Origin of the sequence: Streptomyces sp. NPDC006487, assembly GCF_042870555.1 — a bacterium.
Taxonomy (GTDB): domain Bacteria; phylum Actinomycetota; class Actinomycetes; order Streptomycetales; family Streptomycetaceae; genus Streptomyces.
In genome coordinates, this window is sequence record NZ_JBIAHN010000001.1 from 448097 (window position 1) to 471091 (window position 22995).

Sequence of the window (22995 nt, forward strand, 5' to 3'; positions counted from 1 at the left end):
AAATCCCATGGCTGGTCTGCTCGGCGGTCATTAGAGCGTCGCCAACCCCAACAGGGAAGGGGACCGCCCAAGAAATCTGACTGGGTGTCAGAAAACTATTGAACTGCACCGGCCCCTCCTGCAACCTGTTCTAGGTCTTGAGACGGGAGGACGGCAATGGGTGGGACAGAACACCTGACCGTGGAACGCCACGGAGCCACGCTGGTGCTCACCATGAACAGGCCCGAGGCGAAGAACGCGCTCTCGCTGCCGCTGCTGGTGGGGCTGTACGACGGCTGGCTGGAGGCCGACGCGGACGACACGATCCGCTCGGTGGTGCTGACGGGGGCCGGCGGGGACTTCTGTGCCGGCATGGACCTGAAGGCCCTGGCGGGCAAGGGAATGGCGGGCGACCAGTACCGGGACCGGCTGAAGGCCGACCCGGACCTGCACTGGAAGGCGATGCTGCGCCACCACCGGCCGCGCAAGCCCATCATCGCGGCGGTCGAGGGCTACTGCGTGGCGGGCGGCACGGAGATCCTCCAGGGGACCGACATCCGGGTCGCCGGGGAGGGAGCCACCTTCGGACTGTTCGAGGTCAAGCGGGGGCTCTTCCCGATCGGCGGCTCGACGGTACGGCTCCCGCGGCAGATCCCTCGGACGCACGCGCTGGAGATGCTGCTGACCGGGCGGCCGTACGCGGCCGAGGAGGCGGCGCGGATCGGGCTCATCGGGCGGGTGGTACCGGACGGGACGGCGCTGGCGGCCGCGCTGGAGATCGCGGAGCGGGTCAACGCGTGCGGGCCGCTGGCGGTGGAGGCGGTGAAGGCCTCCGTCTACGAGACGGCCGAGATGACGGAGTCGCAGGGGCTGGCCTCCGAACTCCTCCGGGGGTGGCCGGTCTTCGATACGGCCGACGCCAAGGAGGGGGCGCGGGCCTTCGCCGAGAAGCGGCCCGCGGTGTATCGGCGGGAGTAGCCGCCGGCCTGCGCCCGGGCCGCGCCCGTCCGTGTCCGCTGCGTCCGTCCGGGCCCGGGCCCGGGACGTGTCCGTGGTGCCGGACCGTTCCGCGGGTGCGGTGCCGTTGTCGGGGGCCAGTCCCCGGACCCCCGCGCCCCAAACGCCGGCGGGGCCGAACCGGCTCCGGCCGGGCCGGGTTCGGGGCCGGACGCAAGGGTGCGGCGCCGTTGCCGGGGCCAGTCCCCGGACCCCCGCGCCTCAAACGCCGGCGGGGCCGAACCGGCCCTGCCAGATTCGCACGGCGGAGCCGACAGTGTCCCGCCCCCTACATCGGAGACCCACCCATGACAGCCGCGTCGCCACCCGAGATCCTCCGCGCGCCCCTCGTCGTCGAGTTCCCCTTCACCCGCTCCCTCGGACCGGTGCAGAGCGCCTTCCTCACCGGGCTGCGCGAAGGCGTCGTCCTCGGCGTCACGACCGCCGACGGCAAGGTGATGGTGCCGCCCGTCGAGTACGACCCCGTCACCGCCGAGGAGATCCGCGACCTGGTCGAGGTCGCCGCCACGGGGACGGTCACCACCTGGGCCTGGAACGGTTCGCCGCGCCCCAACCAGCCCCTCGCCACGCCCTTCGCCTGGGTGCTCGTCCGGCTCGACGGCGCCGACACCGCCATCCTGCACGCCCTCGACGCCCCCGGGCCCGAGGCGGTCGCCACCGGCATGCGGGTCCGCGTGCGGTGGGCCGCGGAGCGGACCGGCGCGATCACCGACATCGCCTGCTTCGAGCCCGCCGGGGACGGGGAGCCGGGCACACAAGCGACTCCGCACAGCGGGGAGTTCGCCGACGCCGTCACCGGGATCGTCGCCGAGGCCCGCCTGGACTACTCGTACAGCCCCGGCCGCGCGCAGACCGCGTACATCGCCGGGCTCTCCGAGCAGAAGACCATCGGCGAGCGCTGCCCCTCCTGCCACAAGGTGTACGTCCCCCCGCGCGGCGCCTGCCCCACCTGCGGGGTGGCGACGACCGACCGGGTCGAGGTCGGGCCGGCCGGCACCGTGACCACCTACTGCATCGTCAACATCAAGGCCAAGAACCTCGACATCGAAGTGCCGTACGTCTACGCCCACATCGCCCTCGACGGCGCCGGCCTCGCCCTCCACGGCCGGATCGGCGGCATCCCGTACGACCAGGTGCGGATGGGGCTGCGGGTCGAACCCGTCTGGACCGAGGGCGGGCGCTACCCCGACCACTACCGCCCCACCGGAGAGCCGGACGCGGACTACGACGTGTACAAGGAGCTCATCTGATGGCCCGATACGCCCGCGAGGTCGCGGTGGTCGCCTTCGCGCAGAGCGACCACCTGCGCCGCACCGACGAGCTCAGCGAAGTCGAGATGGTCATGCCGGTCCTGCACCAAGTGCTGGCCGCCACCGGACTGAAGGCGGGGGAGATCGGCTTCACCTGCTCCGGTTCCAGCGACTACCTCGCCGGCCGGGCCTTCTCCTTCACCATGACCCTCGACGGGGTCGGCGCCTGGCCGCCCATCTCCGAATCGCACGTGGAGATGGACGGCGCCTGGGCCCTCTACGAGGCCTGGGTCAAGATCCAGACCGGCGAGGCCGACACCGCGCTCGTCTACTCGTACGGGAAGTCCTCGCCGGGGTCGGTGCGCGACGTGCTGACCCGCCAGCTCGACCCGTACTACGTCGCTCCGCTCTGGCCCGACTCGGTGGCCCTGGCCGCCCTCCAGGCCCAGGCGCTCATCGACGCGGGGGAGACCGACGAAGCCGGGCTCGCCGCGATCGGCGCCCGCAGCCGGGCCTCCGCGGGAGCCAACCCGCACGCCCAGCTCAGCGGAGCCGTCGCGCAGGGCGAGTACCAGGTCGCCCCGCTGCGCACGGGCGACTGCCCGCCCATCGGCGACGGCGTGGCCGCCGTCATCCTGGCCGCCGGGGACGTGGCCCGCAGGCTGTGCGAGCGGCCCGCCTGGATCACCGGCATCGACCACCGCATCGAGGCCCACAGCCTCGGACTGCGCGACCTCACCGACTCCCCGTCGACGCGGATCGCCGCCGAGCACGCGGGCGTGTTCGAGGCCCCGGTGGACACCGCCGAACTGCACGCGCCCTTCTCCTCCCAGGAAGTCGTGCTCCGCAAGGCCCTCGGACTCGGCGGGGACGTCGCCGTCAACCCCTCCGGCGGAGCGCTCGCCGCCAACCCGGTCATGGCCGCCGGCCTGATCCGGATCGGCGAGGCGGCCGCCCGCATCCACCGCGGCGAGTCCGACCGGGCCGTCGCGCACGCCACCTCCGGCCCCTGCCTCCAGCAGAACCTGGTCGCCGTCCTGGAAGGGGACCGAGCATGAGCACGACGGGCAAGGAGCCGGTGGCCATCGTCGGCATCGGCCAGACCAAGCACGTGGCCGCCCGCCACGACGTCTCCATCGCGGGACTCGTACGGGAAGCCGCCGCGCGGGCGCTCGCGGACGCGGAGCTGACCTGGGCGGACATCGACGCCGTCGTCATCGGCAAGGCCCCCGACTTCTTCGAGGGCGTCATGATGCCGGAGCTGTACCTGGCGGACGCCCTCGGCGCCGTCGGCAAGCCCATGCTCCGCGTGCACACGGCCGGTTCGGTGGGCGGCTCCACGGCGCTCGTCGCCTCCAACCTGGTCGCCGCCAGGGTCCACCGCACGGTGCTGACCCTCGCCTTCGAGAAGCAGTCCGAGTCCAACGCCATGTGGGGGCTCTCGCTGCCCGTCCCCTTCCAGCAGCCGCTGCTGGCGGGGGCCGGCGGGTTCTTCGCCCCGCACGTGCGCGCCTACATGCGGCGCACCGGCGCCCCCGACACGGTGGGCTCGCTCGTCGCGTACAAGGACCGCCGCAACGCGCTGAAGAACCCGTACGCGCACCTGCACGAGCACGACATCACCCTGGAGAAGGTCCAGGCGTCCCCGATGCTGTGGGACCCGATCCGGTACTCCGAGACCTGCCCCTCCTCCGACGGGGCGTGCGCGATGATCCTCACCGACCGGGCGGGCGCGGCCCGTTCGCCGAAGCCGCCGGCCTGGGTGCACGGCGGGGCGATGCGCAGCGAGCCGACCCTCTTCGCGGGGAAGGACTTCGTGTCCCCGCAGGCGGGCAAGGACTGCGCGGCCGACGTCTACCGGCAGGCGGGGATCACCGATCCGCGCCGGGAGATCGACGCCGTGGAGATGTACGTGCCGTTCTCCTGGTACGAGCCGATGTGGCTGGAGAACCTCGGCTTCGCCGACGAGGGCGAAGGCTGGAAGCTCACCGAGGCCGGAGTCACGGAGCTCGACGGGGACCTGCCCGTCAACCCGTCGGGCGGCGTGCTGTCCACCAACCCGATCGGCGCCTCGGGCATGATCCGCTTCGCGGAGGCGGCCCTCCAGGTGCGCGGTCAGGCCGGCGAGCACCAAGTCCCGGACGCCCGGCGGGCGATGGGGCACGCGTACGGCGGTGGGGCGCAGTTCTTCGCGATGTGGCTGGTGGGGGCGGAGCAGCCGGGCTCCTGAACGGAAGCCGGTTTCCGGGCCGCGTGCCGTACAGGCCAAGAGTGACGCACCGTGGCCTGTGCGGCACGGCGTGCGATGGCTAACCTGGGCCCCGGGACGAAGAACCGGGAGGAGCACGCAGGTGGCAGAGAGCATGACGTCGAAGGCGCCCGCCGGCTGGGGAAAGCCGGACCTCGACCTGACGGAGGCGGACTGGCAGTCGAGCAGCCGGGGGTCGGGCGACGTCCAGATCGCCTTCGTGGAGGGGTTCATCGCGATGCGCAACGGCGACCGCCCCGAAAGTCCCTCGCTGATCTTCGCGCCGGACGAGTGGCGCAAGTTCGTCCTGAACGCGCGGGGCGGGGAGTTCGACCTGACCTAGGCCGTCTCCCGTCGGTTCGGTACGCGGCGCACCACCGGGCGCGGAGCCGCCGCCCCCGGTGGGCCCCCGTAAACCCCTTGCCGGACTCCGAGGGTCCTCGGCATCATGGGCGCCATGACGATCACCCGCCGAAAGGGCGATGCCGCGTAGACGGCCCGGCGCCCTGCGCGCCGAACGAGGAACGTACGACAGGCGTCCGCCCGCCTGGGCGTGGGAACTCCCGCCCGTGGACCGGCTGTCACCCGCCGCGGCCGCTGCCGCGCACTGGGCGCGGCCCGGACGCGGCTACGAGATCATCGACCTGCTGAACCGCTACCGGACCTTCCTGAGCGGTCCCGGCAGCCCCCTGCTCCTGGTCCCCTCCGAGTGTCCGGCCTGCCCCGGCTGCGCACGCGACGACGTCGCCGTCGTCCGGGACGACCTGGGAGACCTGTACCGGGAGCTGCCGCCGGTCGCCCGCACCGCGCTGGGCCGCGTGCTGCGGGGCCTGGACGAGGAGTTCCGCCGCCGCACGCTCCCGCACCCGGCCCCGTCGGCCGGTGGGTGGGTGGACTGGAGCGGCCGCCCGCGCGCCTGGTGGCACCGGCGGCTCTACGAGGGCGACTGACCGGGCGACGGACCAGGCGGTTGACGAGACGGCTGACGAGACGGTTGATGAGACGGCCGGCCAGGGGTGTCGTACCGGCCATAACGTGACGGCCGGTACGGTGGGGACATGAGCGGAGAAAACGACCTGCGGAAGCTGCTGAGCGGAATGCGGCCCGAACTGAACGACGGGCTGTACGTGTTCTGCACCATCCCCGGCGACACCGACCCGGAGGCCCTGGCCGGGCTCACCCCCGTCGCCTCCGTCCTGGAACCCGAGGGGCTCACCCTCGTGCTCAGCCAGGAGGACGCGGACGAGGCCGGACTCCCGTACACGTACACCGCGGGCTGGATCACCCTGCGCGTCCACTCCTCCCTCGACGCCGTCGGCCTCACCGCCGCCTTCGCCACCGAACTGGGCGCACACGGCCTGAGCTGCAACGTCATCGCCGGCTACCACCACGACCACCTCTTCGTGGACGCCGCCCGGGCCGCCGAGGCCGTGGCCGTCCTGGAAGCGCTCGCGGAACGCTCCGCACAGGACTGAGCCGTCCGCTTATACCCCTTTCGGCGGCCCGCCAGAGAAGATCAGCTTTATTTGCCGCACCGGGCTTCCCGGGCGCGTGCGCGGGCGTACGCTGAACCCCCGAACAGGCCTGGGGGGTACCAGCCATGACGGAACGCCGGACCCGCAAACGGCGCACGATGTTCGAACGCGACGCGGAGCTCACCGCCGTCGACGAAGCCCTGGACCAGCTCACGGACCCGGGCCCCCACGCCGGCGGAGCCCTGCTGGCCTTCTCCGGACCCGCCGGCCTCGGCAAGACCGCGCTCCTCGGCGAAGTCCGCCGCCGCGCCCACACCAAGGCCTGCACCGTCCTCGCGGCCCGCGGCGGCGAACAGGAGCAGAGCCAGCCCTTCCACGTCGCCCGCCAGCTCATCCAGCCCCAACTGGCCGGCACCTCCGACGCGGAACTGCGCGAGGCCCTCGGCAGCTGGTACTCCATCGTCGGCCCCGCCCTCGGCCTCTGCGCGGCCGAGCAGGGCGCCCCGCCCGACCCCCAGGGCCTGCGCGACGGACTCGACTGGGTCCTCACCCACCTCGTCGTGCAGCGCGCCCCCGTCGCCCTCGTCCTGGACGACGCCCACTGGGCCGACCCCGAATCCCTCTCCTGGCTCGCCGCCTTCGCACCGCGCGCCGAACACCTCCCGCTCCTCCTCGTCGTCGCCTACCGCCCCGACGAACTCCCCGCGCACGCCGAGGCCTTCCGCACGCTGCCCGGCCGCGCGGGACACCGTCCGCTGAGCCTCGCGCCGCTCACCGCCGAGGCCGTCTCCGGCCTGGTCCGCGAAGCCGTCGGAGACCACGCCGACGAGGCGTTCTGCCGCGAGGCCTGGGCCGTCACCACCGGCAACCCCTTCGAAGCCGTCGAGCTCACCGCGAAGGTCCGGGACAAGGGCCTCGCCCCCGTCGAAGCCAGCGCCCCGCTGCTGCGCGACCTCGCCGCCGCCCAGCGCGGCAGCGGCCTCGTCGCCCGCCTGCACAGCCTCGGCCCCTCCACCGTCCGCTTCGCCTGGGCCTGCGCCGTCCTCGGCACCGACATCCCCCGGGAACTCGCCGCCCGCGTCGCCGGACTCGGCACCGAGGAAGCCGTCGACGCCACCGGGCGGCTGCGCGACGCCCGCATCCTGTCGGCCGCCGCCGAGGAAGCCGCCGCCGACGAAGCGGCCGGGCTGGAGTTCGTACACCCCCTCATCGCCACCTCCATATACCGTGCGATCCCCGACGCCCTGCGCGTCGCCCTGCACGGCAAGGCCGCCGCGGCCGTGGTCGACGCGGGACTCGGGCCCTCCGCCGCAGCCCGGCACCTGCTGGAGACCCATCCCGAGAACGACCCCTGGGTGGTGCGCACCCTGCGCGAGGCCGCCGGCGAGAACCTCCGGGCCGGCGCCCCAGAAGCCGCCCGCCGGCAGCTCGCACGGGCCCTGCGCGAACCCCCGGACTTCGACGAACGGGCGGCCGTCCTGTACGAACTGGGCTGCGCCTCCCTGCTCACCGAGCCCGCCAACACCGTCAACCACCTGCGCGCCGCCCTCGCGGAGCCCTTCGATGACCCGGCGCTGCGCCAGGGGATCGTCATCCGGCTGGCCCAGGTGCTCTCGCACAGCGACCGCCTGGCCGAGGCCTCTGAATGCCTCGCGCGCGAGATCCCTTACACCCAGGACGTACGCGGCCGGCTGCGCCTGCAGTCCGAGCAGTTCATGTGGGACGCCTTCAACGCCGCCGAGCCGGACTCCCCGGCGCGCTCCCGGCGGCTCGCGAAGCTCGCGGACCGGCTGAGCGGGCGGGACCTCACCGAGCGGTACGTCATCGGGCTGCGCGCCTGGGACGCCTGCCTGCGCGGGGAGCCGGTCGACGTGGTCCTCCACCATGCCGGCCGGGTCCTGGAAACCGAGTTCAGCTGGGCGTACGCGGACCGGGGCTTCGAGGTCCCGGTGCTCGTCGCGATGGTGCACATGTACGCCGACCGGCCGGAGCGGGCCGAGGAACTGTTCGAGGCCGGCACCGCCGAGTTCGAACGGCAGGGCTGGCGCGGGGCGCACCTGTCCTTCGCCTACAGCCTGCGGGCCTACATCCGCTACCGCCGGGGGCGGCTGGCCGAGGCGGAGGAGCTGGCGCGGGCCGGACTGCGCCTCGCCGAGCGCGTCGGACGGCGTACGCCCGTCCACTGGTACGCCATCGCGATCCTCGTCACCACGCTGCTGGCGCGCGGCCGGGCGGAGGAGGCCTGGGAGCTGGTCCGGGAACACGAGTACGGGGAGCCCTTCCCGGCGGCGGTCGTCTTCCCCGACTCCCAGACCGTCTACGCGGAACTGCTGCTGGCCCGCGGCCAGGCGAAGGCCGCAGCGGCGGAGCTGGAGGCGGTGGACCGGCGGCTGACCCCCAGGGGCATCCAGAACCCGTCCTGGTGCCCCTGGCGGCTCCACCTGGCCCGCGCGGTCGCCGCGGAGGACCCGGCGCGTGCGCGGGAGCTGGCCGGGGAGGCGGTACGCAGGGCCCGCGCCTTCGGGGCCGCGTCCGGCATCGGCCAGGCCCTGCGGGTGGCCGCGGAGGTGGCTTCGCCGCAGGACCGGGCGGGCCTCCTCGAGGAGGCCGTGGAGGTGCTGTCGGCTTCGCCGGCGGCCTATGAGCTGGCGCTCGCGCTGGCCGCGCTGGGGGAGGAGCGGGGAGACGCCGACGTCCTGCAGCGTGCGGTGGTGGCGGCCCGGGCCTGCGGGGCGGACGGCCTGGTGGCCACCACCACGGACGCGCTGCTCGCCCTCGGCGGGGCGCTGCCGGGCCTCGCCGTGCCGCCCGTGCCCGGCGCCGCCCCGGCCGCGGCCCACTGACCGGCCCGCCGGGGCCGTAGCGCAGGAGCAGCCCTGCGGGGCTGTCCCCTACCCGCCCTTCCACCGTTCCCCGGGCTCTGCCCGGACCCGGTCCTCACACGCCGGACGGGCCGGACATGCCGCAGCGCGGCACACTCCCGCCTCGTCGGCGCTTGAGGCGCGGTGTCCGGGGCGGAGCCCCGGGCCCCGCGGAGCGGCAAAGGGTGCCGCGGGGACTTTCGCCCCGCGCCGCGGGACGGTCGATGCCGGGGTCGGGGGCCGGGCCCCGGGTCAGGGGGTGGAGGGCCGGGAAACGCGACGGGGCACGTACCATGGCGGCATGTCCTTCCTCCGCCGCCACCGCGCCGCCACACCCGCCGGCCCGGACTTCGACGTCCTGGCCATGGACCCGGGGGACTGGCCGGGCAATCTCGGGGCCGGGCTGCTGCCCGCGCCCGACGGCAGCTGCCAGGGTGTCTTCCTCCGCTACGACCTGTTCGGCGGACGCGGCCCCGCAATGATCATCGGAAACCTCCCCGAGGGTTCCCCCGCGCGCGACCTCTCCGAGGGCCAGGTCCCCTTCGAGGTGGCCCAGCTCCTCGACGCCCTCGAGAACGACGAGGACGTCGAGGTCACCGGTGCCGAGGACTGCCCCGTCATGCAGGGCGACAACCTCCTCATCGTCCGGAAGGTCAAGCTCTCCGAGAGCCGGATCAGCTGCGTGCAGTTCGACCGCAGCGACAACGTGCTGGTCACCATCGCCAGCTGGGACCGGCCGATCACGGACGATCTCTACGCGCTGCTGAAGCCGCTCCCGGCCGAGCTCTTCCAGCAGGGCTAGCCCGCGCGGTCGGCCCGCAGCCGCGATTGCGGGCGTGTGGCCGTCACGCGTCCGCGATGTCGTTGGCGGCCACGTAGCCGAACGTCATCGCGGGACCGATCGTCGACCCGGCTCCCGCATAGCTGTGCCCCATCACGGCCGCACTCGCGTTGCCCGCCGCCCACAGGCCGCGGATCACGGATCCGTCCGCGCGCAGCGCGCGGGCCCGCGCGTCCGTGACGATGCCGCCCTTCGTGCCCAGGTCACCCGGCACGATCTTGAAGGCGTAGAACGGCGGCGCCCATATCGGGGCCAGACAGGAGTTCGGGGTCACGCCCGGATCCGTGTAGTAGTGGTCGTAGGCGGTGTCGCCCCGGTGGAAGTCGGGGTCGGTGCCGTTCCACGCCTGGAGGTTGAACCGGTTGAGGGTGGAGCGCAGGGCGGCCGCCGGCACCCCGATCTGGTTGGCCAGCGCGTCCCAGGTCCACGCCTTCTTCGCGGCGCCCGCCTGGTACCAGGAGTCCGGGAAGACGATCGTCGGCAGGATGTCCTTGAACAGGTACTTGTTGCGGTAGTTCTGATCCACGATCAGCCAGGCCGGAATGTGCGAACCGGTCGCGTCCCGGTCCTTCTCGTACATCACGTGCACCACATCGCTGTACGGGGCGGCTTCGTTGACGAAGCGTGCGCCCTTCGCGTTGACCATCAGGCCGCCGGGCAGGGTGCGTTCGGCCAGGCAGAAGTACGGTTCGTTGGGGAGCGGGATCGAGGGCCCCCACCAGGCGTCGTCCATCAACGCCAGTGCCGCACCGGCCCGTTGGCCGGCCCGGATCCCGTCGCCCGTGTTCTCCTTCGCGCCGACCGACCACTGGGTGCCGATAGGCTGCTGCTGGTACTGCGCCCGCATCTCCGCGTTGTGCTCGAAGCCGCCCGAGCCGATGACCACGCCCTTGCGGGCCCGCACCACGCCCCGTACGCCCGCCTTCTCCACCACGACGCCGGTGACCGCGCCGCCCTCCTGGACCAGGTCGACGAGCGGGCTGTTCAGCCACACCGGGACCCCGGCCTGCAGCAGCCCGGCCCGCAGGCCGGTCGCCAGGGCCTGGCCCATGGTCAGCGGCTTCTGCCCGCACAGCGCGGCCGCCGTACCGCGCGCCAGGCATTCGGTGGACACCGCCAGCCCCTTGGCGCTCACGGCGGCGAGGTTGAGCCACTTGTAGTCCTGGCTGAACACCACCATTCCGGCCGGCACGGGCATGTACGCCGGGTTCAGGTGGGCCAGTTCGGCGCCGAGGATGTTCCCGTCGATCTGGTCCGGCTCGATGGAGCGGCCGTTCGGGAGCCCGCCGGGGAGGTTGGGGTAGTAGTCGCTGTAGCCGTCCATGAAACGGAAGCGCAGCGGGCTGTTGGCCATCACGAAGTCCAGCATCCGGGGCCCGTTGGCGAGGAAGGCCGCCTGCCGGTCCGCGGAGGAGCCGTTGCCGACGACGGCCGCAAGGTACTGCGCGGCCTTCGCCGGGGTGTCCGGGACGCCCGCGCCCAGGATCACCGAGTTGTTGGGCAGCCAGATCCCGGCGCCCGACCGGGCGGCCGAACCGCCGAAGGTCGGGGCCTTCTCGACCACGAGCACGCTCAGGCCCCGCTTGGCCGCGGTGAGCGCGGCGGTCATTCCGGCAGCTCCGGAGCCGACCACGACGACGTCGTACTCGCCGAGTGCGGGCCCGTCCGCGGCGTGCGCCACGGCAGCCGGCAGCACGGTGGCGGCGAGTACCCCGGCGCCGGTCCCGGCGAGGACCGTCCGGCGGGAGGGGAGGGCGTCGCTTGGTTTCGGACTCGCTGCGGAGACGGTTCTCGCGGTCATGGGCAGGCTCCAGCGGAGAGGGGGGAGGGGATGGATCCAGCATTCTGATGCTGAGTCAGAAAAGGTGTTCGGGGGATCATGTGAAGTCAAGGCATACGCGCCAGTCGCCCATCCGGAGCGGACATGGGAAATCCCGTGGTGTACGCACCGGATGTGCGCACCACGGGATCTCGGGGGCCGGGCCGTCGGGCCCGGGTCATGTCACCGGTTGGGCGTGAAGTCCGCCGCGAGGGCGGCTCCGTCCCCGTCGTCGGCGGGGGCGTAGTTGGCGTACGGGGTGGGGCCCGCGATCGCCTGCGCGGATTCGTCCGCCGCTGCCGCTGCCATCCCGGTCCCCGCCGCCGCGAGCCCTGCCGTCAGGGCGACGGCGGCCGCGAGATTGCGTATGCGCATGGTTTTCCTCCCCTGTTCGTCCCGGCGCGCGCCGCCGGGACGAACACCAGTGTGCAACACGCCGTAGTCCCGCGGCCGGACGAGCCGCGGGACTACGGGACCAGTGGGCGGCGGGGGTCAGCGCGTGCCCACCGCCGCGCGGACCGCCCTGCGGGCCATGCCCGCGTCGTCGTGCAGGCGGCGCAGCAGCAGGCGCTGCTCCTCGCCCGAGGACAGGCAGCCCGTCGGCGGCGCCTGGGTCGGGGCGGTCGCCAGCATCGAGCGCTGCACGGCCGTCTCCGACATCCGGATCTCCCGGGTCAGCACGAGCATCAGGTTGACCAGGAACGCGTCCCGCGCGGCCGGTCCGGCTGCCTGTGCCAGGCGGCTGATCTGGGCGCGTGCGGCCGGGGCGTCGCCCAGTACCGTCCACAGGGTGGCCAGGTCGTAGCCCGGCCGGTACCAGCCCGCGTGCTCCCAGTCGAGGAGCACGGGACCCGTGGGGGACAGCAGCAGGTTCGACAGCAGCGCGTCGCCGTGGTTGAACTGCCACGGGTTGCCCGACATCTTCACGCCGTGCAGCAGCTTCTGCAGGTCGCCGAAGTCACGGTCGGTCAGCAGGCCCAGCTGGTAGTCCCGGGCGATCCGCCGGTCGTAGTCCAGCGGCCGCCCGAACAGCTCGTCCGCGGGCTGCCAGCCGTTCACCTGGCGCACCGCTCCCAGCGCCGCCCGCAGGTCGGCACGCGGCGGGGCCTCCACCGGATGCCGCTGGAGCGCGGCGACCCGGCCGGCCATCCGCTCGACGATCAGTACGCAGTTCTCCGGATCGGCGGCGATCAGCCGCGGTACCCGGACCTGCGGGCGGTGCCGGACGAACGTCCGGTACGTCGCTATTTCGTGCCGGTACCGCTCGCGCCACTCGGGCGAGTGATCCAGTAAAACCTTCGCGACGGCGGTCATCCGTCCGGTGGTTCCCACCAGCAGGACCGACCGGCCGCTGCGGCGCAGTACCTGCACCGGCGCGAACTCCGGACAGATGCGCTGCACGGAGGCGAGCGCGGTGCGCAACTGCGCCCCCTGGGGACCCGACAGGTCGATTCTCCCGCTGAGCGGCTGCGATCCGGTTCCCGGCATCCGCCGCGCTCGTACGGCGCCCTGCGCCGGGGCCGCGGGGCGGCCGGGTTCGAGGTAGGGGCCGCCGCCCGCGGGGAGCGTGCGGTGCGGCCGGACCGGGGCGGACACGGAGGACGTGGCTGCGTACATGGCGTTACGGATCCCTTCGTGCGCCGACGAGTTGCGTACGCCGCCCCGCCGGATCCCGTGCATCACCCTGGGGAGTTCCGCCGGTGACCGGGTCGGGGAGGCGCATTCCTACCTGACACCCGGGCGTGGGTGGCGGACCACATTGCGTGCCCTGGCGAACCCTGGCGAATAGTCGCTCGGCATCTGACGGGGGGCTACTGTCAACTCAGCCGAGAACCTGGGGGCTTGACGTGAGCAAAGGTCCAAACACCCGTCTGAACGACCTGTTCGGCCTGGCCGGCTGGTCGAAGGGCGAACTGGCGAGGATGGTCAACCGGCAGGCGGCCTCGATGGGTCACCACCAGCTGGCCACCGACACCTCGCGGGTGCGGCGCTGGATCGACATGGGGGAAACCCCGCGCGAACCGGTGCCCACGGTACTGGCAGCACTGTTCACCGAGCGGCTCGGTCGTGTCGTGACCATCGAGGACCTCGGGTTCGTACGACAACGGCGCACCGCCAAACGGCAACCGGACGGGGAGCAGGAGAACCCCGACGGAATGCCCTGGGCGCCCGAACGCACAGCCGCGGTCCTCACCGAATTCACGGGAATGGACCTCATGCTCAACCGTCGCGGTCTGATGAGCGCGGGTGCCGCGCTCACCGCCGGCTCAGCCATCGGCAACGCCATGCACGACTGGCTCCACACCGACCCCACCCGCACGAAGGACGTGCAGCGTCACGCCGACGCCTTCCAGGCGGACTCCGCGGGATACGACCGCTACGAGGCCGCGCCCATCGGCTCCCAGGAGATCGAGGCCCTGGAGCGTTCGGTGGACGTTTTCCGCGCCTGGGACGCCTCCAGAGGCGGCGGCCTCCAGCGCAAGGCCGTGGTCGGCCAGCTCAACGAGGTGGGCGGCATGCTCGCGTACCACCACCCCGACCACCTCCAGCGCAGACTCTGGGGGGTGGCGGCCAACCTGGCGGTCCTGGCGGGCTGGATGTCCCACGACGTGGGCCTGGAGCCCACCGCGCAGAAGTACTTCGTCATCGCCGCGCACGCGGCCCGCGAGGGCGGCGACCGTCCGCGCGCCGGGGAGGCGCTCTCCCGCGCGGCCCGTCAAATGGTCCACCTGGGCAAGCCGAACGAGGCCCTCGACCTGATGAAGCTGGCGCAGTCCGGCTCCGGCGAGCAGACCCTGCCGCGGACCCGCGCCATGCTCCACACCATCGAGGCCTGGGCGCAGGCCGCGCTCGGCAAGGGGCAGGCCATGCGCCGCACCCTGGGCGAGGCCGAGGACCTGTTCGTGTCCACCTCGGGAGACGTGCCGGCGCCGTCCTGGATGCAGCACTTCGACGAGGCCGATCTGCACGGCATGCAGGCGCTGGCCTTCCGCACCCTCGCCGACCACGACCCCTCGGCGGCGACCATCGCGCAGCAGCACGCGAAGGAGGCCCTGCGGCTGCGGGCCGACGGCCACCAGCGCTCGAAGATCTTCGACTACATCTCGATGGCCTCAGCCTGCTTCATCGCCGACGACCCGGAACAGGCCGACCGTTACGCACGCCTGGCGCTGGTCTCGATGAACGAGACCTCCTCGCACCGGACATGGGACCGGCTGCGCGAGATGTACCGGCTGACCGGTCAGTATTCCGGGTTCGCCGGCATCGAGGAGCTCCGCGAGGAGATCAAGCTGGCCCTGCCGAACAGCCCCGTGGCACGGTCGGTCTGAGGCCGGTGGCCGCCGGGGGCCGAGGACGGAAAAGGCCGCGCCTTCCGGCGCGGCCCTGAGTCCCGCGATTCGCCCGCAGACGGTGTGGTCCGCAGCCCGCAGGCCCAAGCCCGCGGTCCCGTCCGTCCCTCGCTATGAGCCGATCCGGGCCACCAGTACGCAGGCGTCGTCCTCGCGCTCGCCCTCGCCGAACTCCCCGATCACCAGGCGCACGCAGTCCTGCGCGGACCGGGCTGCGGAGAAGTGCGGTGCCAGCGCCAGCAGCCGCTCGGTCCCGTCGGCCTTGCTGAACTCGATGCTGCGCGGCGTCAGTCCGTCGGTGTGCAGGACGAGCACGTCGCCGACCTCCAGCCGCTCCTCCGCCTGGCCGTACGCGGCTCCGGAGGTCGCTCCCAGCAGGACGCCCTCGGGCGGCAGCAGGGAACGGCCCTGGCCGCGCCGGAACAGCAGCGGGGCGGGGTGGCCGGCCTGGGCCCAGGACAGCACCCGGCGCGCGGGATCGTACCGGCAGCACACGGCGGATCCCAGCGCGGGCTGGACGGAGGTCTCCAGGAGCTGGTTGAGCCAGCCCATCAGCGGGCCCGGCTCGATGCCGGCCATGGCCATCCCGCGCAGGGCGCCGAGCATCATCGCCATGCCGGAGGTCGCGGTCACTCCGTGCCCGGTGAGGTCACCCACCGTCAGCATGGAGTGTCCGCCGGGGAGTTCGAGCGCGTCGTACCAGTCCCCGCCGATGAGCGCGCTGGTCGCGGAGGGCAGATAGTGCGCCGCCACGTCCAGCGCCCTGGTGTTGTCGTGCGGGAACCGCAGGGAGCCGCGCCACGGGGGGAGCACGGCTTCCTGCAGCTCGACCGCCAGCCGGCGCTCGGTCTGCGCGATCTCCTGCCGGCGCTGCAGCGAGTCCCGGGACTCGCGCACCGCCCGCTGGCTCCGGCGCAGTTCACTCACGTCCCGCAGCACGGCCCACATGGAGGCCGTGCAACCGTCGGAGTCGAGTACCGGCTCGCCCCTCATGTGCAGCGTCCGGACGCGGCCGTCGGCCCGGACGATGCGGAACTCGCCGTCTATCGGCTTGCCGTCCACCAGACAGGCCGTCACCATCGCGGTCAGCAGCGGCTGGTCATCGGAGAACAGGGTGGAACCCAGCTCGTCGAGGGGCAGCGCGCCGGCCTCGGGGGAGCGGCCGAAGATCTGGAAGAGCTCGTCGGACCAACTGACCTCATCGGTCAGCAGGTTCCACTCGGCACTGCCGACCCTCGTCTGCTGGGCCTCGGCCCCCGTCTCGGGGGCGGCCTGCGGCAGCGCGGCCGACTCGGGCGAGGCGGGCGGCAGCCCCTCCTTGAGCTGGCCGAGGTGCGCGCGGAGGTCGTCGAGGTGGTGGACGGCGAGATCGCACAGTGCGCGCTGCCAGCGGCCCTGCGCGTCGTCGTCGTCGACGACCGTGTCGCGGCGGACGGCGTCGACTTCTCCCCGGAGCTGTCGGGTCTGCGAGATCAGCGCGTCCACCGACCCTGGCTCGGGGGGTTGCGCGGGGCGGTCCGCGTACAGGTGGGACGGCATCTGAACTCCGATACAGGCGCGGCACGGCCAAGTCTGAGGAGGGACCGGTTCTGAAGGAAGGGCCGGTTACGACTGTTGCACAGCCGGCAACGGCCCGTAAGGCGTTTGGCAACATCCGCGGAGGACTTACCTCAGGCATATGCCTGAGGCCTTCCGGCCGCTCTGGAGCGTGCGAACGAATCCAGTCAGCCCGTGCCGGCGGGGCCGGCCCGCACACCCTGTCGGCCCCTTTCGTTCCCCCGGAGTTCCCCTGCCGTTCCCGGACTGCCGGACGGCGACCGGTACCGGGTGAATCCCGTCGGCGGGCTTTCGTGGCTGCGCCGGACCGCCTCCGCTGGGGGCGCCTCGGAGCGGCGGCGGCCCGTGCCGCCCGCGGCCGGAAACCGGCCTTCCGGGCGAGGGTGATCGATCGTACGGCCGAGGTGTACGAGGCCCGCCCCCGGCCGTACCGGCGAAAGACAACGAGGGACCCGGATCAACGCGACCGGGCCGGTACCCCCCGAACGAAGGACCCCGCACCCCGGCTGGCGGTATGCCCGATATTTCGCCCGGGATGTGATCCGGACTTCCCACCACACCCCCGGATCGCTACTCTACGTGCCGGTAATGAGCCGGGGAGGCTCACTGGAGCGGGCCGCGCAGGGTGGGGACACAACGACATGACCGGGCAGAGCCACGCGCCGACCGACGGACGGACCCGGCGTTCCTTCCTCACCTATCTGGTCGCCGCGCCGACCCTCGCCCTCGTCACGCGCGCCGGCGCCGACCTCCTCGCCCCGCAGCCCGCGCACGCCGTGATCCCGACCCTGCCCGCCCCCGCCGACCTGGTCGACCTCGGCGACCTGTTCATCCTGGCCGGGGCCCCCACCTCCGCTCTGCTCGCCCTCGTCGTCGAGGCCGACGGAACGATCCGCTTCCGGCTGCCGCGCGAGGAGGTCGGGCAGGGCCTCACCACCGCCGTGGCGATGCTCGTCGCCGAGGAACTGGACGCCCCGCTGGCGGCCGTACGGGTCGAACTGGACGACGCCCGCCCCGAGCTGCTCTTCAACCAGCTCACCGGATCCTCCAACTCCATCCGCTCCCTCTACGGCCCGGTCCGCCAGTGCGCCGCCACCGCCCGGGCCCGGCTCGTCGCGGCCGCCGCCGTCCGCTGGAGCCTCCCGGCGTCGACCCTGACCACGGCGAACGGCGCCGTCCGCGCCCCCGACGGCCGCACCGCTTCCTACGGCTCCCTCGCCGCGGCCGCCGCGAACCCCGCCCTGATCGTCCTGGGCGCCACCCCCAAGCCGGCGGCGAAGCACACCCTGGTCGGCAAGCCCACCAGCCGGATCGACGCCCGCGCCATGGTCACCGGGGCCCAGCGCTACACCCTCGACCTGGACGTGCCGGGGGCCAAGCCCTGCGTGGTCCGCCGCCCGCCCACCCTCGGCGGCAGCGTCCGCTCCGTCGCCAACGCCGCCGCCGTACGGGCCATGCCCGGCGTGCTGCACGTGGTCACCGTCGCCACCGGGGTCGCCGTCGTCGCCGAGACCTTCGGGCAGGCCCTCGATGCCAAGGCCGCCCTCCAGGTCACCTGGGGTCCGGGCCCGGCCGACCAGCTCTCGGACGCGGCCGTGCGTACGAAGCTGCGCGCCGCCACCCCGCCGCTGCTCGTGCCGCCGCTGCTCACCGCGCACGTGGACGCCGAGTTCGACTTCGCCTTCGTCAGCCACGCGCCGATGGAGACCAACTCGGCCGTCGCCGACGTGCGCGAGGACCGCGCCGAGATCTGGTCCGGGCTCAAATCGCCGATCGTGGCCCGCGAGACGATCGCCGCCGACCTCGGCCTGCCCCTCGACAAGGTCACCGTCCACGTGGTGCAGGCCGGAGGCTCCTTCGGCCGGCGGCTGTTCTTCGACGCCGCCCTGGAAGCGGCCCGGATCTCCAAGGCCTGCCGCCGCCCGGTCCGGCTGATGTGGACCCGGGTCGACGACACCCGGCACGGCCGGATGCGCCCGGCCACCCACCACAAGATCCGGGCGACGCACCTGCTGGGCGAGGTGCTCAGCTTCGAACACCGGGTCGCCGCCGCGGAGACCGACTTCCGGCACGGCCTCGGCGAGATCATCACCGCGACCGCCGCCAGCCTCCCGCTCGGCATCGGCAACGCCACCCTCGCCCAGACCCTGTTCCTCACCACGATCAAGTCCCCGTACCACTTCGGGCTCACCACCCAGGCGCTCACCGAGGTCCCGACCGGAGTGCCCACCGGGTCCTGGCGCTCGGTGTACTCGGCGAACACCCGCGGGGCCGAGGAGATCGTGGTGGACGAGCTGGCCGCCGCGACCGGCCGGGACCCGTACCAGTTCCGCCGGACCTTCCTGAAGACGGCCGCCCAGCGCGCCGTCCTGGACAAGGCGGCCACCGAAGGGGGCTGGGGCCGGGCCATGCCGGCCGGCTGCGCCCAGGGCATCGCCTTCCACGAGGAGTACAAGTCCCGGACGGCCTGCCTGGTCGAGATCGACACCAGGGACCCGGAGCACATCCGCGTCACGAAGGCGGTCATCGCCGTCGACGTGGGCCTGCCCGTCAACCCGCGCGGACTGGAGGCCCAGATGATCGGCGGCCTGACCGACGCGATCTCCACCACGCTCAAGGCCGGCCTGCACCTGGACAAGGGGCTCCCGCTGGAAGGCAGTTACAGCCAGTTCCACTGGGCGCAGCAGCGCGACACCCCGAAGGACGTACGCGTCTTCGTGCTCCCGGCGACCGGAACCGAGCCGGGCGGAGCCGGTGAGCTGGGCCTGCCCGCCGCCGTGGGCGCGATCGCCAACGCCTACGCCCGGGCCACCGGCACCAAGCCGCGCAGCTTCCCCCTCGACTTCGACGTCGACTTCACCCCTTACCCGCGCTAGTCCGCCTCCAGGAGCCGAGCCGTGCCCTCGCACACCTTCACCGTCAACGGGCAGAGCGTCACCGTGGACGCGCCCGACGATCTGCCCCTGCTGTGGGTGCTCCGCGACATGCTGGGCGTGCGCGGCCCGAAGTACGGCTGCGGAGTGGACGTCTGCAAGGCCTGCACCAGTCACCTCGACGGAGTGGACGTCCGCCCGTGCGTGGTGCCGGTCTCCGCGTGCGCGGGGAAGACGGTGACCACGATCGAGGGGCTGGCCGACGGCGAGGACCTGCACCCGGTGCAGGAGGCCTGGCTCGAACAGGACGTCGCCCAGTGCGGCTTCTGCCAGCCCGGCCAGATCATGGCGGCCGTCGCCCTGCTGAAGCGGACGAGCACGCCCACGGACGAGGACATCGACGCGATCGCCAACATCTGCCGCTGCGGCACGTACTTCCGCATCCGGGAGGCGATCCGCAGCGCGGCGGCCAAGATGTAGGCGGTTGGCCCCATGAGACTTCGCCCCATGAGACTTCGCCCCATGACACAGGGTTTATATCGGACGATTCGACACGGTTTTGGCTGATCATGCCTGAATGAGGCGTATCAATGCGAAACGTGTGCTGGTCGGCGAACCGCTCGACACCGCGCGCCTGGGCGAGACCCTGCTGCCCAAGCGGCTCGCGCTCCCGATCTTCTGCAGCGACCCGCTCTCCTCCGTGGCCTACGCCACCGAGGAGATCCTGCTGATCCTCGCCCTCGGCGGGGTCGCGCTGCTCCACCTCGCCTGGTACGCGGCCGCCGCCATCGTGTTCCTGCTCGTGGTCGTCGTCGCCTCCTACCGGCAGACTTGCTACGCCTACCCGGGCGGCGGCGGCGCCTACATCGTCAGCTCCAAGAACCTCGGCCAGACCGCCGCCCTCACCGCCGCGAGCGCCCTGCTCGTGGACTACGTCATGACGGTCGCCGTCTCCGTGGTCTCCGGTGTCGCCGCGATCACCTCCGCCATCCCCTCCCTCTCCGACCACGAAGTCCCCCTGTCGGTCGGTTTCGTGGTGCTGCTGACCCTCATGAACCTGCGCGGCGTACGGGAATCGGGCCGGGTCTTTGCCGTCCCCACCTACGGCTTCGTCCTCGTCATCTACCTGATGTTCGCGGTGGCCGCCTACCGGCTCGCGACCGGCGACACGATCCGCGCCGAATCCGCCGAGCTGCCGATCACCGCCGAGGGCACCTACGCCGGCCTCGCGGTGGTGCTCCTCGCCCTGCGCGCCTTCGCCTCCGGCTGTACCGCGCTCACGGGCGTCGAAGCCATCAGCAACGGCGTCCCCGCCTTCCAGAAGCCGAAGAGCAAGAACGCGGCGACCACCCTCGCCGCGATGGGCGTGCTCGCCGTCACCATGTTCGCCGGGATCACCGTCCTCGCCATGAACTACAAGGTGCACGTGGCGGCGGACCCGACCGAGCTGGGCCTGGCCCCCGGAACCCCGATGTCCACCGCGCTCGCGCAGATCGGCCGGGCCACCTTCGGAGACTGGCACTTCCTCTTCTACCTGCTCCAGGCCGTCACGGCCGGCGTCCTGGTCCTCGCCGCCAACACCGCATTCAACGGCTTCCCGATGCTGGCCTCGATCCTGGCCAAGGACCGGTACGTACCCCGCCAGCTCTTCAACCGCGGCGACCGGCTCGTCTACTCCAACGGCGTCGTCCTGCTGGCGCTCGCCGCCATCGGCCTCATCGTCGCCTTCGACGCCCAGCTGACCCGCCTCATCCAGCTCTACATCATCGGCGTCTTCGTCTCCTTCACCCTCTCCCAGGCGGGCATGGTCCGGCACTGGCAGCAGGAGCTGGCCTCCCCCGAGACCCGCAAGGAGGAGCGGATCCACATCCACCGCCGGCTCGCCATCAACGCCGTCGGCGCCACCATGACCTTCGTGGTCCTGGTCATCGTCCTGATCACCAAGTTCACCCACGGAGCCTGGCTCGTCGTCATCGCCATGCCGCTGCTCTTCATCGGCATGAAGGGCGTACGCCGCCACTACGACACCGTGGCCCGGGAACTCGCCGTCGCCCCCGGGGTCAAACCCCGCAAGCCCGCCCGCCACCACGTCGTCGTCCTCGTCGCCTCCGTGCACGCGCCCACGCTCAAGGCCCTCGGGTTCGCCATGGGGCTGCGCCCCGACACCCTGACGGCCGTCTCGGTGGCCGCCGACGAGGAGAGCGCGAACCGGCTGCGCGCGGACTGGGCGGACCACGACCCGGGCATCCCGCTCAAGGTGCTGCACTCCCCGTACCGCGAAGTGGTCGGGCCCGTGCTGGCCTACCTACAGGAACAGGCGGCCGCCGAGGGGACGGACATGCTCTCGGTGGTCATCCCGGAGTACGTGGTCGGGCACTGGTGGGAACAGCCCCTGCACAACCAGAACGCGCTGCGGCTCAAGGCGCGCCTGCTGTTCACGCCCGGGGTCGCGGTGATCGACGTGCCGTACCTGCTGGAGTCCGCGCGGCCTGCGGAGAAGCGGGAGCGGGGAGAGCGGCAGGAGGGGGCGGGGACCCGGCCGGGCGCTGGGTGACTGCCGTATGGGCGAGCGCCAGCTCCACGACGTGTGCGGGATCGGCCAGCGAGCGGCCGGTGAGCTGCTCCAGGCGGCGCAGCCGGTTCGAGACGGTGTTGCGGTGGCAGTACAGCCGCTGGGCGGCGTACGTGGTCGAGCCCCGGCAGGTCAGCCAGGTTCCCAGGGTGGTCAGCAGCACCCTGCGGTCCTCCGCGGCCAGCGCCAGGACCGGCCCCAGCACCACCTGACGCAGCCGGGCCGCGAGCTCGGGCTCGGCCGCGACCAGCGCCGCCGGGAGCCGTTCGTCCAGCAGGGCGGTGTGCGGACCGTCGGCTCCCGGCGCCGCGCGCAGCGCCAGGACGGCCAGCCGCCGGGCCCCGGCCAGCTCGTCCGGCGTCTCCACCACCGGGCTCACCCCGGCCCGTAAGCCCAGGGGCGCGAGCAGATCGGTCACGGTGGCGAGCGGCAGCCGGCCCAGCTCCACCAGGCCGGTCTCCCCGTCCGCCCGGATCCGCCACAGCACGCGCGGGGCGCCGCCCTCCGGGGTCGCCCACGCGCCGTCCCCGGCGTCGAGGACCACCACGGCGAACCGCCCGCGCTCCGGGAGCCCGAGCCGCCGCGCCGCCTCGGCGGACCGGCCCGCCGCCCCGGCGCCGTCGAACAGGGCGTCGAGGAGGGCCCCCCGCAGCTCCCGCTCGCGGTCGCCGCGGACGGCCTCGGCCCGGCGGTAGGACCCGGCCGCCGCGTCCGCCATCCGGTCGACCACGTCCCACAGGGCGGGCGCCCCGGGCAGCAGCCGGGGCAGCGCCGCCCGGTCCCGGGCGGCGACGGCCTCCGTCAGGACCTGCCACAGCAGCCGGCCGCAGACCCGGTACACCCGCAGCAGGGAGTCGAGCGGCAGGCCCTGCCGGGCGCGCAGCTCGCCGTCGGCGCGGGCCTCGCCGAGCTCGGGCGGCAGGCCGCGGGCCTCGCGGACCAGGCCGTCGACGGCCTGCCGGAGCAGGTGGTGGACCCGCTCGCGCAGGGCGGCCCGGCCGAGCAGGGCGACGTAGACCGCGCAGGCCGGATCCTCGGCCGGTGACCGGTCCGCGAGCCGCTCCGCGGCCACCGCGATCCGGCGGTCCAGGTCCTCGCGTATCTCCCCGATGATCCGCTCCATGACGGGCAGGGTGGCACGCCGGAGGGGGCG

At 73.0% G+C, this 22995-nt stretch carries 18 protein-coding genes; 13 read left to right on the forward strand and 5 right to left on the reverse strand.

Annotation, left to right across the window (positions count from 1 at the left end; translation table 11 throughout):
- The first annotated feature begins 156 nt into the window (after positions 1 to 156).
- The 9 genes from ACFYM0_RS01980 (at position 157) to ACFYM0_RS02020 (ending at position 9632) form a co-directional block, all read left to right on the forward strand.
- Positions 157 to 957, forward strand: coding sequence for a crotonase/enoyl-CoA hydratase family protein (locus ACFYM0_RS01980; RefSeq protein WP_388495605.1), 801 nt, complete (start codon positions 157 to 159; stop codon positions 955 to 957).
- 326 nt (positions 958 to 1283) lie between these two features.
- Entirely contained in the window at positions 1284 to 2246 is a 963-nt protein-coding gene (locus ACFYM0_RS01985) for a Zn-ribbon domain-containing OB-fold protein (protein ID WP_388495606.1), read from the forward strand.
- Positions 2246 to 3304, forward strand: a complete 1059-nt coding sequence (locus tag ACFYM0_RS01990) for a thiolase domain-containing protein (protein ID WP_388495608.1) — start codon at positions 2246 to 2248, stop codon at positions 3302 to 3304. Before ACFYM0_RS01985 ends, ACFYM0_RS01990 begins: the two co-directional genes overlap by 1 nt.
- The gene (locus tag ACFYM0_RS01995; RefSeq protein ID WP_266911458.1) at positions 3301 to 4476 is read left to right on the forward strand and encodes a thiolase domain-containing protein; all 1176 of its coding nucleotides are present in this window, start codon (positions 3301 to 3303) and stop codon (positions 4474 to 4476) included. Before ACFYM0_RS01990 ends, ACFYM0_RS01995 begins: the two co-directional genes overlap by 4 nt.
- A gap of 133 nt (positions 4477 to 4609) precedes the next feature.
- The gene (locus ACFYM0_RS02000; protein WP_388495840.1) at positions 4610 to 4837 is read left to right on the forward strand and encodes a DUF397 domain-containing protein; all 228 of its coding nucleotides are present in this window, start codon (positions 4610 to 4612) and stop codon (positions 4835 to 4837) included.
- 139 nt (positions 4838 to 4976) lie between these two features.
- The gene (locus ACFYM0_RS02005) at positions 4977 to 5444 is read left to right on the forward strand and encodes a hypothetical protein (RefSeq protein ID WP_388495609.1); all 468 of its coding nucleotides are present in this window, start codon (positions 4977 to 4979) and stop codon (positions 5442 to 5444) included.
- 108 nt (positions 5445 to 5552) lie between these two features.
- Positions 5553 to 5969 carry an ACT domain-containing protein gene (locus tag ACFYM0_RS02010; protein ID WP_388495611.1) on the forward strand — a complete coding sequence of 139 codons (417 nt, stop codon included), beginning with the start codon at positions 5553 to 5555 and terminating at the stop codon, positions 5967 to 5969.
- Positions 5970 to 6094: 125 nt separating this feature from the next.
- A complete protein-coding gene (locus tag ACFYM0_RS02015; RefSeq protein ID WP_388495613.1) occupies positions 6095 to 8812 on the forward strand; it encodes an ATP-binding protein in 2718 nt (905 codons plus the stop codon).
- A 319-nt stretch (positions 8813 to 9131) separates the two neighbouring features.
- Positions 9132 to 9632, forward strand: a complete 501-nt coding sequence (locus ACFYM0_RS02020; RefSeq protein WP_266911468.1) for a hypothetical protein — start codon at positions 9132 to 9134, stop codon at positions 9630 to 9632.
- Positions 9633 to 9675: 43 nt separating this feature from the next.
- Here the strand turns inward: ACFYM0_RS02020 and kstD are convergent, their stop codons facing one another.
- From kstD to ACFYM0_RS02035, 3 genes are all read right to left on the reverse strand, one after another.
- The gene (gene kstD, locus ACFYM0_RS02025; RefSeq protein ID WP_388495615.1) at positions 9676 to 11472 is read right to left on the reverse strand and encodes a 3-oxosteroid 1-dehydrogenase; all 1797 of its coding nucleotides are present in this window, start codon (positions 11470 to 11472) and stop codon (positions 9676 to 9678) included.
- 201 nt (positions 11473 to 11673) lie between these two features.
- Positions 11674 to 11865 carry a hypothetical protein gene (locus tag ACFYM0_RS02030; protein ID WP_388495616.1) on the reverse strand — a complete coding sequence of 64 codons (192 nt, stop codon included), beginning with the start codon at positions 11863 to 11865 and terminating at the stop codon, positions 11674 to 11676.
- A gap of 117 nt (positions 11866 to 11982) precedes the next feature.
- Entirely contained in the window at positions 11983 to 13107 is a 1125-nt protein-coding gene (locus ACFYM0_RS02035) for an aminoglycoside phosphotransferase family protein (protein ID WP_388495618.1), read from the reverse strand.
- Between the two features lie 230 nt (positions 13108 to 13337).
- On the opposite strand from ACFYM0_RS02035, the gene ACFYM0_RS02040 reads away from it, so the two are divergent.
- Positions 13338 to 14819: a hypothetical protein gene (locus tag ACFYM0_RS02040; RefSeq protein WP_388495619.1), complete on the forward strand. Its 1482-nt coding sequence runs from the start codon at positions 13338 to 13340 to the stop codon at positions 14817 to 14819.
- A 132-nt stretch (positions 14820 to 14951) separates the two neighbouring features.
- On the opposite strand, the gene ACFYM0_RS02045 is transcribed toward ACFYM0_RS02040, so the two are convergent.
- Entirely contained in the window at positions 14952 to 16379 is a 1428-nt protein-coding gene (locus ACFYM0_RS02045; protein ID WP_388495621.1) for a PP2C family protein-serine/threonine phosphatase, read from the reverse strand.
- A 659-nt stretch (positions 16380 to 17038) separates the two neighbouring features.
- Here ACFYM0_RS02045 and ACFYM0_RS02050 point away from each other — a divergent pair.
- The 3 genes from ACFYM0_RS02050 (at position 17039) to ACFYM0_RS02060 (ending at position 21824) form a co-directional block, all read left to right on the forward strand.
- Positions 17039 to 19273, forward strand: coding sequence for a molybdopterin cofactor-binding domain-containing protein (locus ACFYM0_RS02050; RefSeq protein ID WP_388495623.1), 2235 nt, complete (start codon positions 17039 to 17041; stop codon positions 19271 to 19273).
- A gap of 21 nt (positions 19274 to 19294) precedes the next feature.
- The gene (locus tag ACFYM0_RS02055; RefSeq protein ID WP_327251219.1) at positions 19295 to 19750 is read left to right on the forward strand and encodes a (2Fe-2S)-binding protein; all 456 of its coding nucleotides are present in this window, start codon (positions 19295 to 19297) and stop codon (positions 19748 to 19750) included.
- 97 nt (positions 19751 to 19847) lie between these two features.
- On the forward strand, positions 19848 to 21824 hold the full coding sequence (locus ACFYM0_RS02060) for an APC family permease (RefSeq protein ID WP_388495625.1): 1977 nt from the start codon (positions 19848 to 19850) through the stop codon (positions 21822 to 21824).
- Here the strand turns inward: ACFYM0_RS02060 and ACFYM0_RS02065 are convergent.
- Complete coding sequence (locus ACFYM0_RS02065; protein WP_388495626.1) at positions 21706 to 22965, reverse strand: helix-turn-helix domain-containing protein; 1260 nt, start codon at positions 22963 to 22965, stop codon at positions 21706 to 21708. The two genes, ACFYM0_RS02060 and ACFYM0_RS02065, sit on opposite strands and share 119 nt — an antisense overlap.
- Between the last annotated feature and the right edge of the window lie 30 nt (positions 22966 to 22995).

What these genes read in the sequence shown, in the direction of transcription:
- ACFYM0_RS01980 (WP_388495605.1), top strand. Translation starts at nt 157, where the DNA reads ATGGGTGGGACAGAACACCTGACCGTGGAACGCCACGGAGCCACGCTG.
- ACFYM0_RS01985 (WP_388495606.1), top strand. Translation starts at nt 1,284, where the DNA reads ATGACAGCCGCGTCGCCACCCGAGATCCTCCGCGCGCCCCTCGTCGTC.
- ACFYM0_RS01990 (WP_388495608.1), top strand. Translation starts at nt 2,246, where the DNA reads ATGGCCCGATACGCCCGCGAGGTCGCGGTGGTCGCCTTCGCGCAGAGC.
- ACFYM0_RS01995 (WP_266911458.1), top strand. Translation starts at nt 3,301, where the DNA reads ATGAGCACGACGGGCAAGGAGCCGGTGGCCATCGTCGGCATCGGCCAG.
- ACFYM0_RS02000 (WP_388495840.1), top strand. Translation starts at nt 4,610, where the DNA reads ATGACGTCGAAGGCGCCCGCCGGCTGGGGAAAGCCGGACCTCGACCTG.
- ACFYM0_RS02005 (WP_388495609.1), top strand. Translation starts at nt 4,977, where the DNA reads ATGCCGCGTAGACGGCCCGGCGCCCTGCGCGCCGAACGAGGAACGTAC.
- ACFYM0_RS02010 (WP_388495611.1), top strand. Translation starts at nt 5,553, where the DNA reads ATGAGCGGAGAAAACGACCTGCGGAAGCTGCTGAGCGGAATGCGGCCC.
- ACFYM0_RS02015 (WP_388495613.1), top strand. Translation starts at nt 6,095, where the DNA reads ATGACGGAACGCCGGACCCGCAAACGGCGCACGATGTTCGAACGCGAC.
- ACFYM0_RS02020 (WP_266911468.1), top strand. Translation starts at nt 9,132, where the DNA reads ATGTCCTTCCTCCGCCGCCACCGCGCCGCCACACCCGCCGGCCCGGAC.
- kstD (WP_388495615.1), bottom strand. Translation starts at nt 11,472, where the DNA reads ATGACCGCGAGAACCGTCTCCGCAGCGAGTCCGAAACCAAGCGACGCC.
- ACFYM0_RS02030 (WP_388495616.1), bottom strand. Translation starts at nt 11,865, where the DNA reads ATGCGCATACGCAATCTCGCGGCCGCCGTCGCCCTGACGGCAGGGCTC.
- ACFYM0_RS02035 (WP_388495618.1), bottom strand. Translation starts at nt 13,107, where the DNA reads ATGTACGCAGCCACGTCCTCCGTGTCCGCCCCGGTCCGGCCGCACCGC.
- ACFYM0_RS02045 (WP_388495621.1), bottom strand. Translation starts at nt 16,379, where the DNA reads ATGCCGTCCCACCTGTACGCGGACCGCCCCGCGCAACCCCCCGAGCCA.
- ACFYM0_RS02050 (WP_388495623.1), top strand. Translation starts at nt 17,039, where the DNA reads ATGACCGGGCAGAGCCACGCGCCGACCGACGGACGGACCCGGCGTTCC.
- ACFYM0_RS02060 (WP_388495625.1), top strand. Translation starts at nt 19,848, where the DNA reads ATGAGGCGTATCAATGCGAAACGTGTGCTGGTCGGCGAACCGCTCGAC.
- ACFYM0_RS02065 (WP_388495626.1), bottom strand. Translation starts at nt 22,965, where the DNA reads ATGGAGCGGATCATCGGGGAGATACGCGAGGACCTGGACCGCCGGATC.